The organism is Oribacterium sp., assembly GCF_057249185.1.
In genome coordinates, this window is sequence record NZ_DBHIGR010000032.1 from 1 (window position 1) to 16,170 (window position 16,170).

15 protein-coding genes are annotated in these 16,170 nt (G+C 44.7%); 12 read left to right on the top strand and 3 right to left on the bottom strand.

What is annotated here, in order from left to right; all coding sequences use genetic code 11:
- Nucleotides 1-206 precede the first annotated feature (206 nt).
- Nucleotides 207-1,064 carry a MurR/RpiR family transcriptional regulator gene (locus tag ACO4PX_RS03205; protein ID WP_314633831.1) on the top strand — a complete coding sequence of 286 codons (858 nt, stop codon included), beginning with the start codon at nt 207-209 and terminating at the stop codon, nt 1,062-1,064.
- A gap of 146 nt (nt 1,065-1,210) precedes the next feature.
- Here ACO4PX_RS03205 and uvrB read toward each other — a convergent pair whose 3' ends face one another.
- Nucleotides 1,211-3,214 carry an excinuclease ABC subunit UvrB gene (uvrB, locus tag ACO4PX_RS03210; protein ID WP_007157872.1) on the bottom strand — a complete coding sequence of 668 codons (2,004 nt, stop codon included), beginning with the start codon at nt 3,212-3,214 and terminating at the stop codon, nt 1,211-1,213.
- A 241-nt stretch (nt 3,215-3,455) separates the two neighbouring features.
- Here uvrB and leuB point away from each other — a divergent pair, with 241 nt between their 5' ends.
- Together leuB and ftsH are read left to right on the top strand one after the other, a co-directional pair.
- On the top strand, nt 3,456-4,544 hold the full coding sequence (leuB, locus tag ACO4PX_RS03215) for a 3-isopropylmalate dehydrogenase (RefSeq protein WP_485571404.1): 1,089 nt from the start codon (nt 3,456-3,458) through the stop codon (nt 4,542-4,544).
- Nucleotides 4,545-4,780: 236 nt separating this feature from the next.
- A complete protein-coding gene (gene ftsH / locus ACO4PX_RS03220; protein WP_485571405.1) occupies nt 4,781-7,123 on the top strand; it encodes an ATP-dependent zinc metalloprotease FtsH in 2,343 nt (780 codons plus the stop codon).
- A 126-nt stretch (nt 7,124-7,249) separates the two neighbouring features.
- Here ftsH and ACO4PX_RS03225 read toward each other — a convergent pair whose 3' ends face one another.
- Complete coding sequence (locus ACO4PX_RS03225) at nt 7,250-7,519, bottom strand: helix-turn-helix domain-containing protein (protein WP_485571407.1); 270 nt, start codon at nt 7,517-7,519, stop codon at nt 7,250-7,252.
- A 35-nt stretch (nt 7,520-7,554) separates the two neighbouring features.
- Between ACO4PX_RS03225 and ACO4PX_RS03230 the strand changes: the two genes are divergently transcribed.
- The 8 genes from ACO4PX_RS03230 (at nt 7,555) to ACO4PX_RS03265 (ending at nt 14,806) form a co-directional block, all read left to right on the top strand.
- Nucleotides 7,555-8,442 carry a metallophosphoesterase gene (locus tag ACO4PX_RS03230; RefSeq protein WP_485571409.1) on the top strand — a complete coding sequence of 296 codons (888 nt, stop codon included), beginning with the start codon at nt 7,555-7,557 and terminating at the stop codon, nt 8,440-8,442.
- Nucleotides 8,443-8,449: 7 nt separating this feature from the next.
- On the top strand, nt 8,450-9,253 hold the full coding sequence (locus tag ACO4PX_RS03235; RefSeq protein ID WP_007157867.1) for a segregation and condensation protein A: 804 nt from the start codon (nt 8,450-8,452) through the stop codon (nt 9,251-9,253).
- A 96-nt stretch (nt 9,254-9,349) separates the two neighbouring features.
- Complete coding sequence (gene scpB / locus ACO4PX_RS03240) at nt 9,350-10,393, top strand: SMC-Scp complex subunit ScpB (RefSeq protein ID WP_314346113.1); 1,044 nt, start codon at nt 9,350-9,352, stop codon at nt 10,391-10,393.
- Nucleotides 10,394-10,404: 11 nt separating this feature from the next.
- Entirely contained in the window at nt 10,405-10,722 is a 318-nt protein-coding gene (locus ACO4PX_RS03245) for a hypothetical protein (RefSeq protein ID WP_007157865.1), read from the top strand.
- Nucleotides 10,707-11,144: a dUTP diphosphatase gene (locus ACO4PX_RS03250; RefSeq protein ID WP_040649546.1), complete on the top strand. Its 438-nt coding sequence runs from the start codon at nt 10,707-10,709 to the stop codon at nt 11,142-11,144. Before ACO4PX_RS03245 ends, ACO4PX_RS03250 begins: the two co-directional genes overlap by 16 nt.
- Before the next feature lie 12 nt (nt 11,145-11,156).
- Nucleotides 11,157-11,846, top strand: coding sequence for a tetratricopeptide repeat protein (locus tag ACO4PX_RS03255; protein ID WP_007157863.1), 690 nt, complete (start codon nt 11,157-11,159; stop codon nt 11,844-11,846).
- Between the two features lie 287 nt (nt 11,847-12,133).
- Entirely contained in the window at nt 12,134-13,336 is a 1,203-nt protein-coding gene (locus ACO4PX_RS03260) for an ATP-binding protein (protein WP_007157862.1), read from the top strand.
- A 168-nt stretch (nt 13,337-13,504) separates the two neighbouring features.
- Complete coding sequence (locus ACO4PX_RS03265) at nt 13,505-14,806, top strand: aspartate aminotransferase type Ic (protein WP_040649544.1); 1,302 nt, start codon at nt 13,505-13,507, stop codon at nt 14,804-14,806.
- Nucleotides 14,807-14,809: 3 nt separating this feature from the next.
- Here ACO4PX_RS03265 and ACO4PX_RS03270 read toward each other — a convergent pair whose 3' ends face one another.
- Nucleotides 14,810-15,334, bottom strand: a complete 525-nt coding sequence (locus tag ACO4PX_RS03270; protein ID WP_007157860.1) for a DUF4364 family protein — start codon at nt 15,332-15,334, stop codon at nt 14,810-14,812.
- Between the two features lie 275 nt (nt 15,335-15,609).
- Here ACO4PX_RS03270 and ACO4PX_RS03275 point away from each other — a divergent pair.
- Nucleotides 15,610-16,170, top strand: a 561-nt coding sequence (locus tag ACO4PX_RS03275; protein ID WP_485571410.1) for a DUF5717 family protein, incomplete at its 3' end; no start/stop codon positions are given.

A 16,170-nucleotide genomic window follows, 5' to 3' on the forward strand; every position in this document is an offset into this window, starting at 1 on the left:
TTTTTAAGCTCGGTAGAATTTACTTCTGCACTGGAATTTACTTTTTCAATTTAGCCTTTTCCCTATCCTATAATCCAATAGCTTTATCCTATCCGCCTTAAAGCGGAAAAAAGAAAAAATTTCTATTCATTTATACACTGCTTCTTGAAAAAAATTTCCCATTTGCTATAATAATCATATTGTACAATTTCAGAAGGGGTGAGTCTATGCAGGAAGATTTTTTGACGAAAATACGCTCTGCTTACAACCAATTTACCAAGGCAGAGAAGAAGGTAGCGGACTATATTTTACAAAATCCCGATCAGGTTCTGTTTATGTCTATTTCGGATTTGGCGGAAACCTGTAAGGTGGGAGATACCTCTGTTTTCCGTTTTTGTAAAACTATGAATGTGAAGGGCTACCAGGAATTTAAGATGACTCTTTCTCTGTCCATGCGTGGAAATGGAAAGGAAAGCAAGGAGGGAGATGGAGGCAATGTTTCTTTACAGGATAACAATATTATGGAGCTTGCCGGAAAGGTTTTGGAAGAAACCATTGATTCCATTAAGGAGACTCATTCTCTCTTGGATTTTAACAAGGTTACGGAGGCTATGAATGCCCTTTCCAAGGCAAAACGGATTCTGTTCTTCGGTGTTGGTGCTTCCATGCTGACTGCGATGAAGGCGATGAATAAGTTCCATCGTATTGAGCCGAAGGTTTATTGTTCGGAGATGGTAAGTCAGCAGCTAATGAGTGCAGCAACCATGGAAAGAGGAGATGTGGCCGTGATTTTCTCCTATTCCGGTGCGACCAGAGACATCGTGGAAATTGCAAAGCTGGCGAAGGAGTCCGGAGCCACTGTGGTATCCATCACCCGTTTCCAGAAGTCGGAGCTTACGGATTATACGGATATTTTATTGCTTTGCGGAGCCAATGTGGGTTCTCTGCAGAAGGGCTCCACCTCCGCAGAAATCAGTCAGCTCTTCTTGGTAGACATCATGTACACCGAGTATTATCGGAGACATTACGAGTATTGTAATCAGATTCTGGAAAAAACCACTGTGGCTATCAAAGATAGAAATTAAAGGAAGCGGTCAGAGGAACAGGCTGTTCAAAGCTATAGCTCTCATAATCATAATAGTTTGATATGATTCATGTCTTTATAAAAAATAGGTCTGAAATAGGAGAGAGAATACTCCGATTTCAGACCTATTTGCCTTAGGAATAAATCTTATCCGTTTTTCTCTAAACTGTCCCGAAGCTCTTGAATCTTGTCCCGATATAGTGCGGCATCTTCGAAGTTTAACTCTGCAGCGGCTGCCCGCATTTTCTTACTAAACTCACGAATCATCTTTTCAATCTCTGCCTTAGACATGGATTCCACATCCTTTTGGAAGCCCTTCTCATCATCCCGAAGTACCTTGGAGATGGCAATCAAATCTCGAACCGCCTTCTTGATGGTGGTGGGGGTGATGCCATGGGCTTTGTTGTATTCTTCCTGAATCGAACGTCTTCTCTTGGTCTCGTCAATGGTACGCCTCATGGAGTCGGTAATGGTATCCGCATACATGATAACGTGGCCTTCGGAATTTCGAGCAGCACGACCAACGATCTGAATCAAAGAGGTTTCGGAACGAAGGAAGCCTTCCTTATCCGCATCTAAAATGGCCACCAGCGTAATTTCCGGAATATCCAGTCCCTCTCGAAGCAGGTTAATGCCCACCAAAACATCAAACTTATCCAGACGCATATCTCGGATAATGGCGGCTCTTTCCAAAGTATCAATATCGGAGTGGAGATACTTAACTCTTACCTTTGCTTCCTGCAAATATTTGGTAAGATCCTCTGCCATTTTCTTGGTAAGGGTTGTTACCAGAATCTTATTGCCCTTGTCGGTTTCCTTATGGATTTCGGAAAGCAAGTCGTCAATCTGTCCCTTGGTGGGGCGTACCACGATTTCCGGATCCAAAAGTCCTGTAGGACGGATAATCTGCTCTGCCCTTAGGATTTCATGCTCCGCCTCGTACTCTCCGGGAGTTGCGGAAACGAAGAGCATTTGGTTGATTTTTCCTTCAAATTCGCTGAAATTTAAAGGTCTATTATCCAGGGCGGAGGGAAGACGGAATCCAAAGTCTACCAGAGTGGTTTTTCGGGATAGATTTCCGTTATACATTCCCCGAATCTGGGGCAGACTGATATGGCTCTCGTCCACAATAATCAGGTAATCCTCTGGAAAGTAGTCCATTAGGGTGTAGGGAGGCTCTCCGGGTTGGGCAAAGTTTAAGTGTCTGGTGTAGTTTTCGATACCGGAACAAACCCCGGTTTCCCGAATCATTTCCACATCAAAGTTGGTTCGCTCGGAAATACGCTGGGCTTCCAAAAGCTTTTCTTCACTCTTAAAATAGGCTACCCGCTCATCCAGCTCTTCCAAAATATTTTTGCAGGCTATCTTCATTTTTTCCATAGGAATAACATAGGGGGTGGCAGGGAAGACCATGCAGTGCTCAAGCTTTGCCTTGCCCTTTCCGGTGAGGGCATCAATCAGCTGAATTTCCTCGATTTCATCTCCGAAAAACTGGATGCGATAGGCCTGCTCACCTTCGGACGCGGGGAAAATGTCTACAATGTCCCCCTTTACTCGGAAGGTTCCGCGGCGAAAATCCATATCGTTTCGGTTGTACTGGATTTCCACCAGGTTTTTAATCAATTCATCCCTATCCCGTATCTGTCCGGGACGGAGGGAAATGGCCATGTTTAAATATTCCGTGGGGGCTCCCAAGCCGTAAATGCAGGAAACGGAAGCCACTACCACCACGTCCTTTCGCTCGGAAAGGGCTGCCATGGCGGAGTTTCGCAATTTATCGATTTCCTCGTTGATATCCGAATCCTTCTCAATATAGGTGTCGGTGCTGGGAACATAGGCTTCCGGCTGGTAGTAATCGTAGTAGGATACGAAGTATTCCACCGCATTTTCCGGGAAAAATTCCTTCATCTCGGAGTAAAGCTGTGCCGCAAGAGTCTTGTTATGGGAAATGATGAGGGTGGGCTTTTGGATTTGTTGAATCACATTGGCCATGGTAAAGGTTTTTCCGGAGCCGGTGACACCCAGCAGGGTTTCAAACTGGTTTCCCTCCTGCAAGCCCTTCACCAGTTTTTCAATGGCAGCAGGCTGGTCCCCCATGGGAGCGTAATCCGAATGCAGTTTAAATTCTCCTGTAAGCTGTGATCTATCCATAAAACTCCTCTTTCTAAAGCGATGTACTTAAGCTGAAAAACAGCACGTTATTTCTAGTATAGCAAATTCATATATGTTAAAAAAGAAATTTACAGTAGAATAGAGGGGAATATAATACAGGATTTAATGGCTATAGAGTCTCGCATCTTAAGAGAACAAGTATATAACAGACGGAGAGCCTTGTTTCTTAGAAGAGCATGCATTCAACAGTGAAAAAGTGTAAGAAGAGAAAGGAGCGAAGATGCAGTATTCCATTTGTACGTTGCCGGGGGACGGAATCGGACCGGAGATTGTAAGAGAGGCTAAAAAGGTATTGGAAAAGATAGCGGAGCTGGAGGGCTTTAGCCTTAAGTTCACCGAAAAGGCCTTTGGGGGTGCAGCCATTGATTTGTATGGAGAACCTTTGCCGGAGGATACGTTAGAGGCTTGCAAAGCTTCTGAAGCGGTGCTGATGGGAAGCATTGGGGGAAAGGTGGGCGTATCCCCCTGGTATTCTTTGCCGGTGGAAAAGCGCCCTGAGGCAGGCCTTCTTTCTCTTCGGAAGCAGTTGGGCCTTTTCTGTAACTTGCGCCCTGCTAAGCTTTACAAGGAGCTTCGGGATGCCTGTCCTTTGAAGGAAGAAATCATTGGAGATGGCTTTGACATTATGATGATTCGAGAGCTTACCGGGGGCTTGTATTTCGGAAAGCGCTCCATTACCGAGGAAAATGGAGAAGAGGTGGCCAGAGACGAGCTGATTTATCGGGCCCATGAAATCGAAAGAATCGGACGTATCGCATTTTCCCTGGCAAAGGCAAGGGGGGGAAAGCTTTGCTCCGTGGATAAGGCCAATGTTTTGGATAGCTCCAGACTTTGGAGAAAGATTTTCACAAAGCTGGGAGAGGAAGAGAAGGAGGTGGAGCTTCGCCATGCCTTAGTGGATTCCACTGCCATGGAGCTGGTTAGAAATCCGAGAAACTTTTCCGTGATTGTTACCGAAAATATGTTCGGAGACATCCTCTCCGATGAGATGGCGGAGATTGCCGGCTCTTTGGGCATGCTTCCCTCTGCTTCCTTAGGGGAAAATGCCTTTGGGCTTTACGAGCCAAGCGGCGGTTCTGCTCCGGATATTGCAGGACAGAATATCGCCAATCCCTTAGCTACCATTCTATCCGCAGCCATGCTCTTAGAGCTGTCCTTGGGAGAGAAGAAGGCGGCAAAAAGAGTGGAGAATGCCGTGGAAAAGGTATTGGCATTGGGAGGCAGAACCAAGGATATCTTCTCCGGAAAAGAAGGGGAAAAGCTTTTGTCTTGTTCGGAAATGGGGGATTTTGTAGTGGCTCAGCTGTAAAGTTCTAACAGTTTTCAGACCTATATGCAAGAAAACACTAGGATATTGAATTTTTCAGCTTTCGCTTTGTTGTAAGAGAACTTCTCGGAACCTTGTTTGACAAAAAAATAATAGAAAATCTTAAAAAAATAGGCAAAACGGAAAAAGCTTGTGGCGACTCCGATTTGCCTTGCTTTATGTGGGGGCTCTCCGTATAATGGTAGAACGGCGTAAGCCATGAGAATAAGGAGAGTGGAATGGATAATAATAATGATTTTAAAGGCGGTGAGAATGGAGGCTTCTCCAACTGGGGGCAGACGGTTCTCATCGTTTTAATAGCGGCAACAGTAACCTTCTTTATATATACGGTAGCCCAGCGTTTTATGACCAAGGGCATGTCTCAGGAATTAAGCTATAGTCGTTTTCTTTCTATGGTGGATCAGGATTTGGTGGCCAAGGTAGAGTGGGGAGACGGACAGATTACGGTTTACCCCAAGAGTAGAGTGCAGACAGAGCAACCGAAGGAAAATCCAAGTAAAGAGGAGAAGGAAGGCATTGCCAGGGATGATGAAGAAGGAAAGGCCTTGAACTTTGATACGTCAAAGGAAGAAACTTCTTTCTCTGAACAGAATTCCTCCTTGTCGCAAGATTCCTCTAAGAATAATGAGGAAGGTCTCAAAGAGAACGGTTTAAAATCGGAAGAGGTTTATTTTAAGGAGGATATTTCCGATAGGACTTCTTGGGAAACTATCCTGGGGATGATTTTAAAGAATCATTTGAAGAGAAGAAATAATGCAGGATCCGACAGTTCTTCCGGACTGACGCAGGGAGAAAGCAGAGTCTATTATGTTGTGCCGGTCAACGCGGATGCGGCATCTTTGGTGGAGCGTCTCTATAGACATAACGTGGAGATATACAGGAAGAGACCGGATAATTCCGCCTTTCTGATGCAGATTATTGTCAGTATTGTGCTACCCTTTGTTTTCCTGATTCTTCTGATGAATACCATGGTGAAGAAAATGGGAGCCTCCGGTGGAGGATTCTCCGGGGTGGGCAAGTCCAAGGCGAAGATGTATATGCAGAAGGACACCGGCATCAGCTTTAAGGATGTAGCAGGTGAGGATGAGGCGAAGGAAAGCCTTGTGGAAATCGTAGACTTCCTGCATAATCCCACAAAGTATACTTCTATCGGTGCAAAGCTTCCTAAGGGAGCCCTTTTGGTAGGGCCTCCGGGAACCGGAAAAACCCTGCTGGCCAAGGCTGTGGCAGGAGAGGCCAATGTGCCCTTCTACTCTCTTTCCGGTTCAGACTTTGTGGAGATGTTCGTTGGTGTGGGAGCCAGCCGCGTAAGAGACTTGTTCCGACAGGCAAACCAGACTGCGCCTTGCATAATATTCATTGATGAGATTGATGCCATCGGTAAGACCAGAGATACCCGTTACGGGGGCAATGATGAAAGAGAACAGACTCTGAATCAGCTCCTTTCCGAAATGGATGGCTTTGATGCGGGGAAGGGAATCATGGTCATGGGGGCCACCAACCGTCCGGAAATCCTGGATCCGGCTTTGCTTCGTCCGGGACGTTTTGACCGCCGTGTCATTGTGGAAAAGCCTGATTTGAAGGGAAGAGTCAACATCTTAAAGGTGCATGCCAAGGACATCAAGCTGGACGACAGCGTGGACTTTGACGAAATCGCCTTGGCCACCAGCGGTGCGGTGGGAGCGGATCTTGCCAACATGATGAACGAATCCGCCATCACTGCGGTAAAAAACGGTAGAGAAAAGGTTAGCCAGAAGGACTTGTTTGAGGCGGTGGAAGTAGTTTTGGTGGGTAAGGAAAAGAAGGATCGTATCCTTTCCCAGCAGGAGCGAAAGATTGTTTCTTACCATGAGGTAGGACATGCCCTTGTGGCGGCGGTGCAGAAGAACTCCGAGCCGGTACAGAAAATTACCATTGTCCCAAGAACCATGGGAGCCTTAGGATACGTTATGCAGGTACCTGAGGAAGAAAAATATCTGAATACCAAGGCAGAGCTTCATTCCATGATGGTGGAATGCCTGGCAGGTAGAGCGGCGGAGGAAATCGTTTTTGAAACCGTAACCACCGGAGCCAGCAATGATATTGAGAAGGCGACGAAGATTGCCAGAGCGATGGTAACCCAGTACGGTATGTCCGAGAAGTTCGGCTTAATGGGACTTGCCAGACAGGAAAATATGTACCTGGGAGGTCGGGCTGTCTTAGAGTGCGGAGACGATACCGCTACAGAGGTAGATCAGGAAGTGGCACGCATTCTGAAGGAGTGCTACGAAGAGTCCAAGAAGATTTTGTTGGAAAATCGTTTTGCTCTGGATGAGATTGCAAAGTTCCTGATTGAGAAGGAAACCATTACCGGAAAAGAGTTTATGAAGATCTTTGCCGAAGTAAAGGAAAAGGAAGGAAGAGAAGAGCATCCGGAAAATTCTTCAGAATCCACAGAAGGGACTGAAGAAAAGAAGGCGTCTTCGAACAGCGAAGTGAGCAAGGAAGAGGAAGGGCAAGGCATTGAGCACTCATCTTCCGAAGAAAATGGGGCAAAAGAGGAAGGGAACTCTGAAGGATAAGAGGCAGACGCTTCTATAGATAAACCGCATTTTCTGAAAGAAATGTACGAAAAAGGTCTGTCAGAGTTCCTTCTCTGGCAGACCTTTTCCCTATGATAAAATACCATATATGACTATGCCCGGTCTCTAAGGACGTACTTCCATAATGTCTGAAACAGTACAGGAAAACAAAAGGCAAAGCTGTCGTATGGTTTCTGTAGAGACCGGTAGGTTTTTCTTCAAACGATGCAGCTGTGCGGCAGAAACTTTGTGGTCTTGAATAAGACGATATTGGCTCACTTGTTCTCGTTCAATCAGTCGCCAAAATGGGGCATAACTAATCACATATACTCCTTTTAGAATGAGAAAAGGAAGACAAAATATAAAGAATTCTTCTATCTTGTGTAATTTTAACATTACTATGCAGATTCGTATAGAAAGGAATAGACAAAATGACTTTTCTTTTCCTCTTAATTCTTCCCATACTCCTGCTTATCTATTCCCAATGGGAAAGAAATCAACTCAGAGTGGAGAGGTATAGGATTTCTACTGATAAGGTAAAGAAAGCCTATCGTTTTCTCTTCCTGACAGACCTCCATGACAAGAGCTTTGGAAAGGATAATGCTGTTTTACTGAAAAAAATTGAGGAATTAAAACCTCGGTGGATTTTCATTGGGGGGGACTTTCCCATCAGCTATTCCGGAGAAAAAACGGCGGAGAGAGATGAGGTGGAAAATTCCTGCCGTTTGCTGTATGCTTTAGCAGAAAAATATCCTCTTTACTATGCATTTGGAAACCATGAGGAAAAGTTGTTTAGTAAAGAGGATTTTCAGGGAAAGCAGCAGGCCTTTCGGAAGGCTTTGGAAAAGGTGGAGCTCTTAGAAAATCGTTCCCTGCGCTTAGAGCAGGACTTAGAGCTTAGCGGTTTGTCCTTGGATTTATCTTATTATCGGCCTCTACTTTGGAAGAAGAAAAAACCCTTAGGGGAAGAGGATAAGAAAAATTGGGAAAAGGCTATAGAAGCTACCGGGGAGAATCGGCCAAAAAACATTTTTCGTATTGCCTTAATGCACAGTCCCTTTTATCAAGCGGAAATGGAGGCTTTGCCGGTGGACTTGGTGCTGTCCGGACATTTTCATGGAGGAGCTATCGGCTTCCCGGGCTTTGCTTTGATGACCCCCCAGTATAAGTTTTTCGTGAGAAACCCAAGAGGCTTACGAAAAGTAGGGGAACAATGGCATTTTACCGGAAGGGGACTGGGAACCCACAGCATCAATGTGCGCTTGGCAAACTTCCCGGAGCTGGCTTGCTTTGACATTCTTCCTATGGGAGAAGCGTAAGGAGAAAATGATGGAAGAAAAGGTGATTTTTTATAAGCTGGATGCCTTTGAGGGGCCGCTGGACTTATTGCTCCACCTTATTGAAAAAAATAAAATCGATATCTATGATATTCCAATTTCGGAAATCACAGAGCAGTATCTGGAATATATGAAGGCGCTGGAGGAAGAGGATCTGGAAATCGTTTCTGCCTTCCTGCTGATGGCAGTGACGCTTCTGGAAATGAAGGCCAGAATGTTACTGCCCAAGAAGGAGGAAGAGGAAGGGGAGGAAGTAGACCCCAGAGAAGAGCTGGTACAGAGACTTTTAGAATATAAAAAATATAAAAGAATCAGCGGAATGCTACGAACCAAGGAAGAAACTGCCCCTAATATCATTGAAAAGGAACCCAGTATTCCGAAGGAAGTGGAAAAGTACAAGCCGCCTTTGGACCTGGAGGATCTGTTGAAGGGCTTGGATATTCTTCGCCTTCGGGAGACCATGAAGGAGATTTTAAGGCGGAAGGAAGCCAGAAAGGACCAGCTTCGGGCAAACTTTGGAAAGATTAAGCGGGAAAAGATAAGCTTGCAGGGGAAAATGCAGGATATTCTGGCTTATGCGAAGAGCCACGGTCGTTTTTCCTTCCGACAAATGCTAAAGAAAAAGCAGGGAAAGACAGAGACGGTGGTGAGCTTCTTGGCCATTTTGGAGCTGATGAAAATGGGGAAGATTACCCTTAAGCAGGAAAATGCCTTTGGAGACCTGGATATTACTGTTAATAAAGAAGCGGAGCAGGAAGAAATGGATCTGACGCTGGTGGAAGATTTTGATTAATAAAGCGCTGCGCAAGCTATGCATGGAAGGTCTCGCCAGTGAATTAAATATAGAAAAGAATTTATCTTAAATAGCTTTTAGAAGGGAGTAAGGCAGGTGGAGGAAAACGAACAGTACTCTTTGAAAGAAGAGTTGGAAAAAACTTTGGCAGGGGAAGCTGCCGAAGCCTTACAGGATAGGAATTCGGTGGAAGAAAAAGCCGAAGGCTCTAGGGATAAGGCCCCGGTTCTTAGCTTGCAGGAAGAAATAGAAAGAGAAGATGCCCTAAGCTTGCAGGAAGAGGAAGATTTACTGGAAGCTCTTTTGTTTTCTTTGGGAAGAACCGTGAGTCTGGAAGAAATGGCAATTTGTCTGCACATGGGTGTGGATGGAGCAGAGCTTGCGGCAGAGCGTTTACGGAAGAAATATGAGGAGCGAAAGGGAGGGCTTTTGATCCGAAAGCTGGAGGGAAAATACCAGATGGTCAGTCATCCCAAAACCTATGATGCTTTGATTCGAGTGGTTAAGCAGAGTAGGAAACCGGTGCTTTCCGATGTGCATTTGGAAACCCTTTCCATTATCGCCTACTGCCAGCCGGTTACAAAGGCAGAGGTAGAGCGGATTCGTGGGGTAAAGTCCGACCATGCGGTAAATCGTTTGGTGGAATTCGGCTTGATTGAAGAAGTGGGCCGTTTGGACGCTCCGGGAAGACCGGTGCTCTTCGGCACCACCGAGGAGTTCCTGACTCGTTTCGGTGTAGATTCTCTTGCCTCCCTTCCCAGTCTTCCCAAGGATCTGGAAAAGCTTTTGGAAGAGGAAGTAACGGAGGAGCTTAAGGACAGCCTTGGCTTAGAGCCGGAGAAGGTAGAAGAAGCTAAAGAAGAGCGGTTGGAAGATCAAAAAGAAGAGCCGGACGAAGAACCGGAAGAAGTTACGGATGAGGCGGAAGAAAGTACAGAGCCGGAAGACGCTGTAGAGGAAGAGACTCCGGAGCCGGAAGTTTCTGCGGAAAGCGAAGAAGAAAAAGAACTGGAAGAAGCTGCGGATGAGGCGGAGGTAGAAGCGGAAGAAGAATCGGAAGAAGCGGAAGAAGTGGACGAAACAGCGGAAGAAAGTACAGAAGGGCAGGAGGACGCGAAGGCATTGGACCCGGAACAGTAGGCAGGGACCTTTTGCAAGAGGAAGAAAGCTTTATCGAAGCTTATCTTATGGAATTAGAGGCGGAGAAGGAAGTAGAGCTGGAAGAAGACAACGAAGTATTCGAGAACTCGGAAACCGAAGATAAATCAGAGGCTGATGTGGAACCGGAGCCCGAAGAGGACTTAGAAGAGATTCGGGAGCCGGAACTCGAAGAAGAATCGAAAGACTTAAACCTTCTCCCTGCAAGGGGAACCTGCCGTAGAAAGCCGTTAAGAAACTGTTATAGAGAAGAAAAGGGAGTGCAAAGAAATTCCTGGAGAAAGGAGAAATGCAAGTGGAGGCTAAGTTAAAAATCAAATATCATGTAAAGGAGCTGGAAAAGCTTCGCTACATTGACGGAAAAAGTGACTGGATTGATTTACGGGTAGCGGAAAATGTCAGTATGAAACAGGGAGAATATCGCCTAATCAGTATGGGTATTTCCGTGGAAATTCCCAAGGGCTATGAAATGCTGATTGTTCCCAGAAGCTCGGCCTATAAGAACTTCGGGATTTTGCAAACCAATGCCATGGGAGTGGTGGATGAATCCTTCTGCGGTGACAATGACATTATCCATATGCCTATCTTAGCCATGCGAGATACGGAAATTCATATCAATGATCGAATCGGACAGTTCCGCTTGATGCCTCACCAGCCGGAGGTGCATTTTATTGAGGTGGATCATCTGGATAACGAAGACCGTGGGGGTTTTGGCACCACCGGGAAGGCATAATAGGAGGGGAAAATGCAAAAAAGGAAGAACAAAAAAGGAAAAAGCTTAAGCTCTTTTCTGCTACTCTTTCTCCTTCTCTCTTTAAGCCTTTTTGCCTGTAAGAATAAGGCGAAGGAATATCGTCTTCTGGGAATCGAAGCTCTGGAACGGGGAGACGGAAAGACGGCATTGGAAAACTTTAATCTGGCCTTGGAGAAAAGTAACGGGCAGGTCTCCGCTTTGCAAATGGATATTCTCGCTTATAAGATTGAGGCGGAAATTCAATTGGGGAATATTTCCGATGCGGAGGAAAGCCTGCAAAGTTACAAGACCTTGGCGAAAAAAGATTTGCCCCTGCTGGAAGAGAGAATTGCCGGAAAAAAGCTGATTCAGGAGCTGGGAACTGCTTTGAATGACAATAAGCTGGAGGATGCGGAGAAGCTCCTTTCAGAAATCAAAGAAAAGGGGCTGGAAGAAGATAGGGAATATCTTTTTGACGGGGCGGTATATCTGGAGAAGACCGCCAAATGGCAGGAAGCTTATGAAGCCTTTCAGCAATACTGTACCCGTTATCCGGGAGATGAGGATGCGAAAAGGGAGCTTAGCTTTCTGAAAAACCGTATGGAAGCCTTGGAGAAGAATCCGTTGTTGAAAGAAAAAGCGGGAATTACGGAAAAGCAGGAAACAACGGAGACTACAGAGACAACAGAAGGAAGCAATTAAGAAAAGCACACTATTTCAAAAGGAGCTGGAGAATAATCGGAGAAGTTTTCTATCTTGCATAGAGTCTATGTAAAACTTGATTATTTTATAGCTCCTTTTTTAGTGTCAAAAATCCGTAGTCAAAACTCAATTATTTATGGAGTAGATTCAAAAAAATATTAGAACCAAAAAACTTTTAGGAATGCATTCCAAAAACTATCACAAAATAAATAGTTTTTGGAATTAAATCCAAAAACTTTACTTTCTATAGAAAGGATGCTATTCTCAACGGGAAGGGAGGTGCCGGGGTGATTATAAGAGAAGAATATCTGAATAAGCTAAAGGCTCTCAAGGATAAACACATTATCAAGATTGTGACCGGAATAAGAAGATGCGGAAAATCAACGCTACTGCTCCAGTTCCAAGATTGGCTGTTAGAGCAAGGGATTGATCAATCCCAAATTATTTTTATTAACTTTGAGGACCTAGAGTATGAGGACTTGAATAATTATAGAAGTCTTCATAAATATATTAAAGAGAATTTAAAGAAAAACAGCAAGACTTATATTTTTCTGGATGAAATTCAAAATGTAGATAAGTTTCCTAAAGTATTGGATAGTCTACAGTTAAACCCGGATATAGATTTGTATGTGACCGGCTCCAATGCCTATATGCTTTCCAGTGAGATAGCTACCCTGATTTCCGGAAGATATATCCAGATTGAGATGCTTCCTCTGTCTTTTAAGGAATATTGTCTGGCAAAGGGGGGCTATGAAGACAGAGCAAGAAAATATACCGATTACTTGTTAAGCAGTTCCTTTCCCTATGCTTTAGCATTGGATTCAGAGCCCAATATCATCAGAGATTACTTGGAAAGTATCTACAATACGATAGTCATTAAAGATATCATGAATCGGAAACAGGTGACGGATTCCATGATGCTTCAAAGTGTTTTGAAGTTTATTTTTGACAATATCGGGAATCCCTTCTCCACCAAGAAAATAGCGGATACCATGACTTCCGACGGTCGAAAGATTGATTCTAAAACGATAGAAAAATATCTTGCGGCTTTGAAGGAATCTTACGTCATTTATCAGGCTAAACGCTTTGATATCAAAGGGAAACAGTACCTTAAGACCTTGGATAAATACTATGTGGTAGATATTGGTCTTCGATATATGCTTCTGGGCAAACAAGCTATGGATGCAGGCCATATATTGGAAAATATCATTTATTTGGAACTGCTTCGCAGATCCTATGATGTGTATGTGGGAAAGGTAGATAGCTTTGAAGTGGATTTTGTCGCACAGAATCAGGACGGCAATCATTATTATCAGGTGGCTTTGACGGTAAGAGAAGAAGCTACCTTGAATAGAGAATTAAGACCGCTGCGAATGCTTCAGGACGACTATCCCAAGGTAGTCCTTACTTTGGATGATGACCCTCCAAGGGATATAGACGGCATAAAGATTCTGAATGCAAGAGACTGGCTATTGGATTTGGAACAGTAGAATGGAAATTGAAACTGTACATGTGGAAATCAAAGTCTAGACATGGAAAATTTCTTGCTAGGACAGGAAAAGGATAGTATACTTTTTTCTCGTATACTTATACCAAAAGGAGAGTAGCGGATGGCGAAGAAAAAAGCGGGAAAACAAGTAGGAGAAAGAGGTGGAAATATGGCAAGATATGAGGAATTATCCGTAGAGGAATTGGAAGCCTTAAGAGCGGAATTAAAGGACGAATACAGGCGCTACCAGACCATGGATATGAACCTGGATATGAGTAGAGGAAAGCCCTGTAGAGAGCAGCTGGATTTGAGCAATGATATGATGGATGCTTTGGACAGCAATGCGGATATGTATTCCAGCGAAGGTGTGGATGTTCGAAATTACGGAGTATTGGATGGAATTGCAGAGGCCAAGGAGCTTCTTTCCGATATGATGGAAAATCATCCTGACCATATCCTCATTTTCGGAAACTCTTCTTTGAATGTGATGTATGACTCCATTTCCCGTTCCATGACTCACGGTGTTATGGGAAGTACCCCCTGGTGTAAGCTGGATGAGGTAAAGTGGCTTTGCCCTGTTCCGGGCTATGACCGTCACTTTGCGATTACCGAGTACTTTGGCATTAAAATGATTCCGGTACCCATGACAGAGCAGGGCCCGGATATGGATATGGTGGAAGAGCTGGTAGCTTCCGATGAGGCGATTAAGGGAATCTGGTGTGTGCCGAAGTACTCCAATCCTCAGGGCTATAGCTATTCCGATGAGACGGTACGCCGTTTTGCCCGCCTGAAGCCGGCAGCCAGAGACTTCCGTATCTACTGGGACAATGCCTATGGTATGCATCACCTTTATGACCATGAGCAGGATTATTTGATTGAGATTTTGGCGGAGTGTAAGAGAGCGGGGCATCCGGATTTGGTGTATAAGTTTGCCTCCACCTCCAAGATTTCCTTCCCTGGCTCCGGTATTGCTTCCATGGCAACCAGCTTAAACAACCTGGAGGATATTAAGAAGCAGGTACAGTACCAGACCATCGGACACGATAAGGTAAACCAGCTTCGTCATGTTCGTTTCTTCCAGGATATTCACGGTATGGTGAAGCACATGCAGAAGCATGCCAATATTCTTCGTCCAAAGTTTGAGATGGTGGAGGATATTTTCGAGAAAAACCTTGCAGGCACCGGCGTGGGAGAATGGACCAAGCCGAAGGGGGGATATTTCATCAGCTTTGAAACCCTGCCCGGCTGTGCCAAGGCTGTAGTGGATAAATGTAAGAAGGCGGGAGTAACACTGACTCCTGCAGGCTCCGCCTTCCCCTATAAGAAGGATCCCAATGACAGCAATATCCGTATTGCGCCAACCTATCCCCCACTGGAGGATTTGCGTATTGCTTCCGAGCTTTTCACCCTCTGTGTAAAGCTGGTGAGTGTGGAGAAGCTTTTAAAGGACAAGAAGGAAGTACAGGCGTAAACGCTACTCTTCCCCTAAAAATTCCTGTAAAAGATAGGTATAGACCTTTTGGTGCTTGGCCTCCCATTTTAAGCAAAGGGCCTTGGCACTTTCTTCATCGGGAACCGTAAGCTCCACTCTACAGAGCAGGGTGCGATTTTCCCGAATTTCCAACTGCACAAGGTATTCCTTTGTGTCTGTCTCCGAATAATCGGAATATAGGGCCGCCTCACTTTGCAGGCGGCTTTTGTTTTTGGAAAGAAAGAGGTCTATATCCTCCCGTACCAGCTCCGGAATATCCTGGGAAAAGAAGTTTAATGTCTGCTTGCCCTCCTCCGTGATTTCGTAGCGGGTGGTGCTTTGGCTGTGTTCTGCGGAAATGAGAGAAGCCTCTACCAAATCATTGATGCATTGCTGTAAAGTGAAATAGGTGGTATATTCATTATCTAAAAAAAATCCGCTAAGCCGACTGTTGCTTAGGGGGTATTTTACGGAATGAAGTAAGTAAAGAATCATCAGTTTGTATTGTGTCAATGCTTCTGTAGCCATAAATTCCTTTCTTTATCCCATAAATGGGGGTTCCCAGCTTATTCAGAATATAAATATTTGCAAAATACGCTTTTTTCTAAGAAATACGCTATACTGCTCTAAGGAAATTGCTTTTCCGAAAGAAAGTATTGAGCCTTAAAGAGAAAAAAGCAAAGAATGGAATTAGTTTAACAGAATTGTAAGTCTAGTTGCAATAGAAGGAAGCGTTAATGGAAAATTCTGTCTTTCTCGAAAGGGCTTCCTGTGCTAAAATAAAGCCCTATGGAGAGTTTGCTATGAGAGAAAAAATCAATAAGTTAGCCAGAGGAATTATCGAGGAAGGAATCCCCTCCCTGCATTTTTCTGTTGAGAAGATTATGGCAGTAATTCCTTACCGGGAAAGTCGAACATTTGAAATCTTTTTGCAGTCGGTAAATGGAGTGGCCATGCGAGGCCTGGTCTATGCCAAGGGCCCCTATCTTACCCTGCATAAATCCGCCTTTGGAGGTGTGCGTACCAAGGTAAGCTTTACCATTGATACGAAGAATCTGGGGGATGAGGAGGAAATCAAAGGGGAGCTTTGCTTTGTGTACAATGGGGGAGAGAAGCGGATTCCCTATTCTTTTGTGGTGGAAAAGCAGCCCTCTGCAAAGCAAATCCATGAGATTAAGGATTTTTCTCATTTGCAACAGATGGCGGAAGAGGATAGAAAGGGCTGTAGTAGAATCTTTGATTACAGCGACTTTTTGGAAGCTCCTATTTTTCAGGATATCACCGCCCTTAGACTTTATGAGCTTTTAAAGCCCTGCGGAGACAGGACTCTTGCTTTAGAGGAATTTTTGACTTATTTTTCTCAT

Bases quoted from the DNA above. Each gene is read 5' to 3' on its own strand.
- ACO4PX_RS03205 (WP_314633831.1), top strand. From the start codon at position 207: ATGCAGGAAGATTTTTTGACGAAAATACGCTCTGCTTACAACCAATTT.
- uvrB (WP_007157872.1), bottom strand. From the start codon at position 3,214: ATGGATAGATCACAGCTTACAGGAGAATTTAAACTGCATTCGGATTAC.
- leuB (WP_485571404.1), top strand. From the start codon at position 3,456: ATGCAGTATTCCATTTGTACGTTGCCGGGGGACGGAATCGGACCGGAG.
- ftsH (WP_485571405.1), top strand. From the start codon at position 4,781: ATGGATAATAATAATGATTTTAAAGGCGGTGAGAATGGAGGCTTCTCC.
- ACO4PX_RS03225 (WP_485571407.1), bottom strand. From the start codon at position 7,519: ATGTTAAAATTACACAAGATAGAAGAATTCTTTATATTTTGTCTTCCT.
- ACO4PX_RS03230 (WP_485571409.1), top strand. From the start codon at position 7,555: ATGACTTTTCTTTTCCTCTTAATTCTTCCCATACTCCTGCTTATCTAT.
- ACO4PX_RS03235 (WP_007157867.1), top strand. From the start codon at position 8,450: ATGATGGAAGAAAAGGTGATTTTTTATAAGCTGGATGCCTTTGAGGGG.
- ACO4PX_RS03255 (WP_007157863.1), top strand. From the start codon at position 11,157: ATGCAAAAAAGGAAGAACAAAAAAGGAAAAAGCTTAAGCTCTTTTCTG.
- ACO4PX_RS03265 (WP_040649544.1), top strand. From the start codon at position 13,505: ATGGCAAGATATGAGGAATTATCCGTAGAGGAATTGGAAGCCTTAAGA.
- ACO4PX_RS03270 (WP_007157860.1), bottom strand. From the start codon at position 15,334: ATGGCTACAGAAGCATTGACACAATACAAACTGATGATTCTTTACTTA.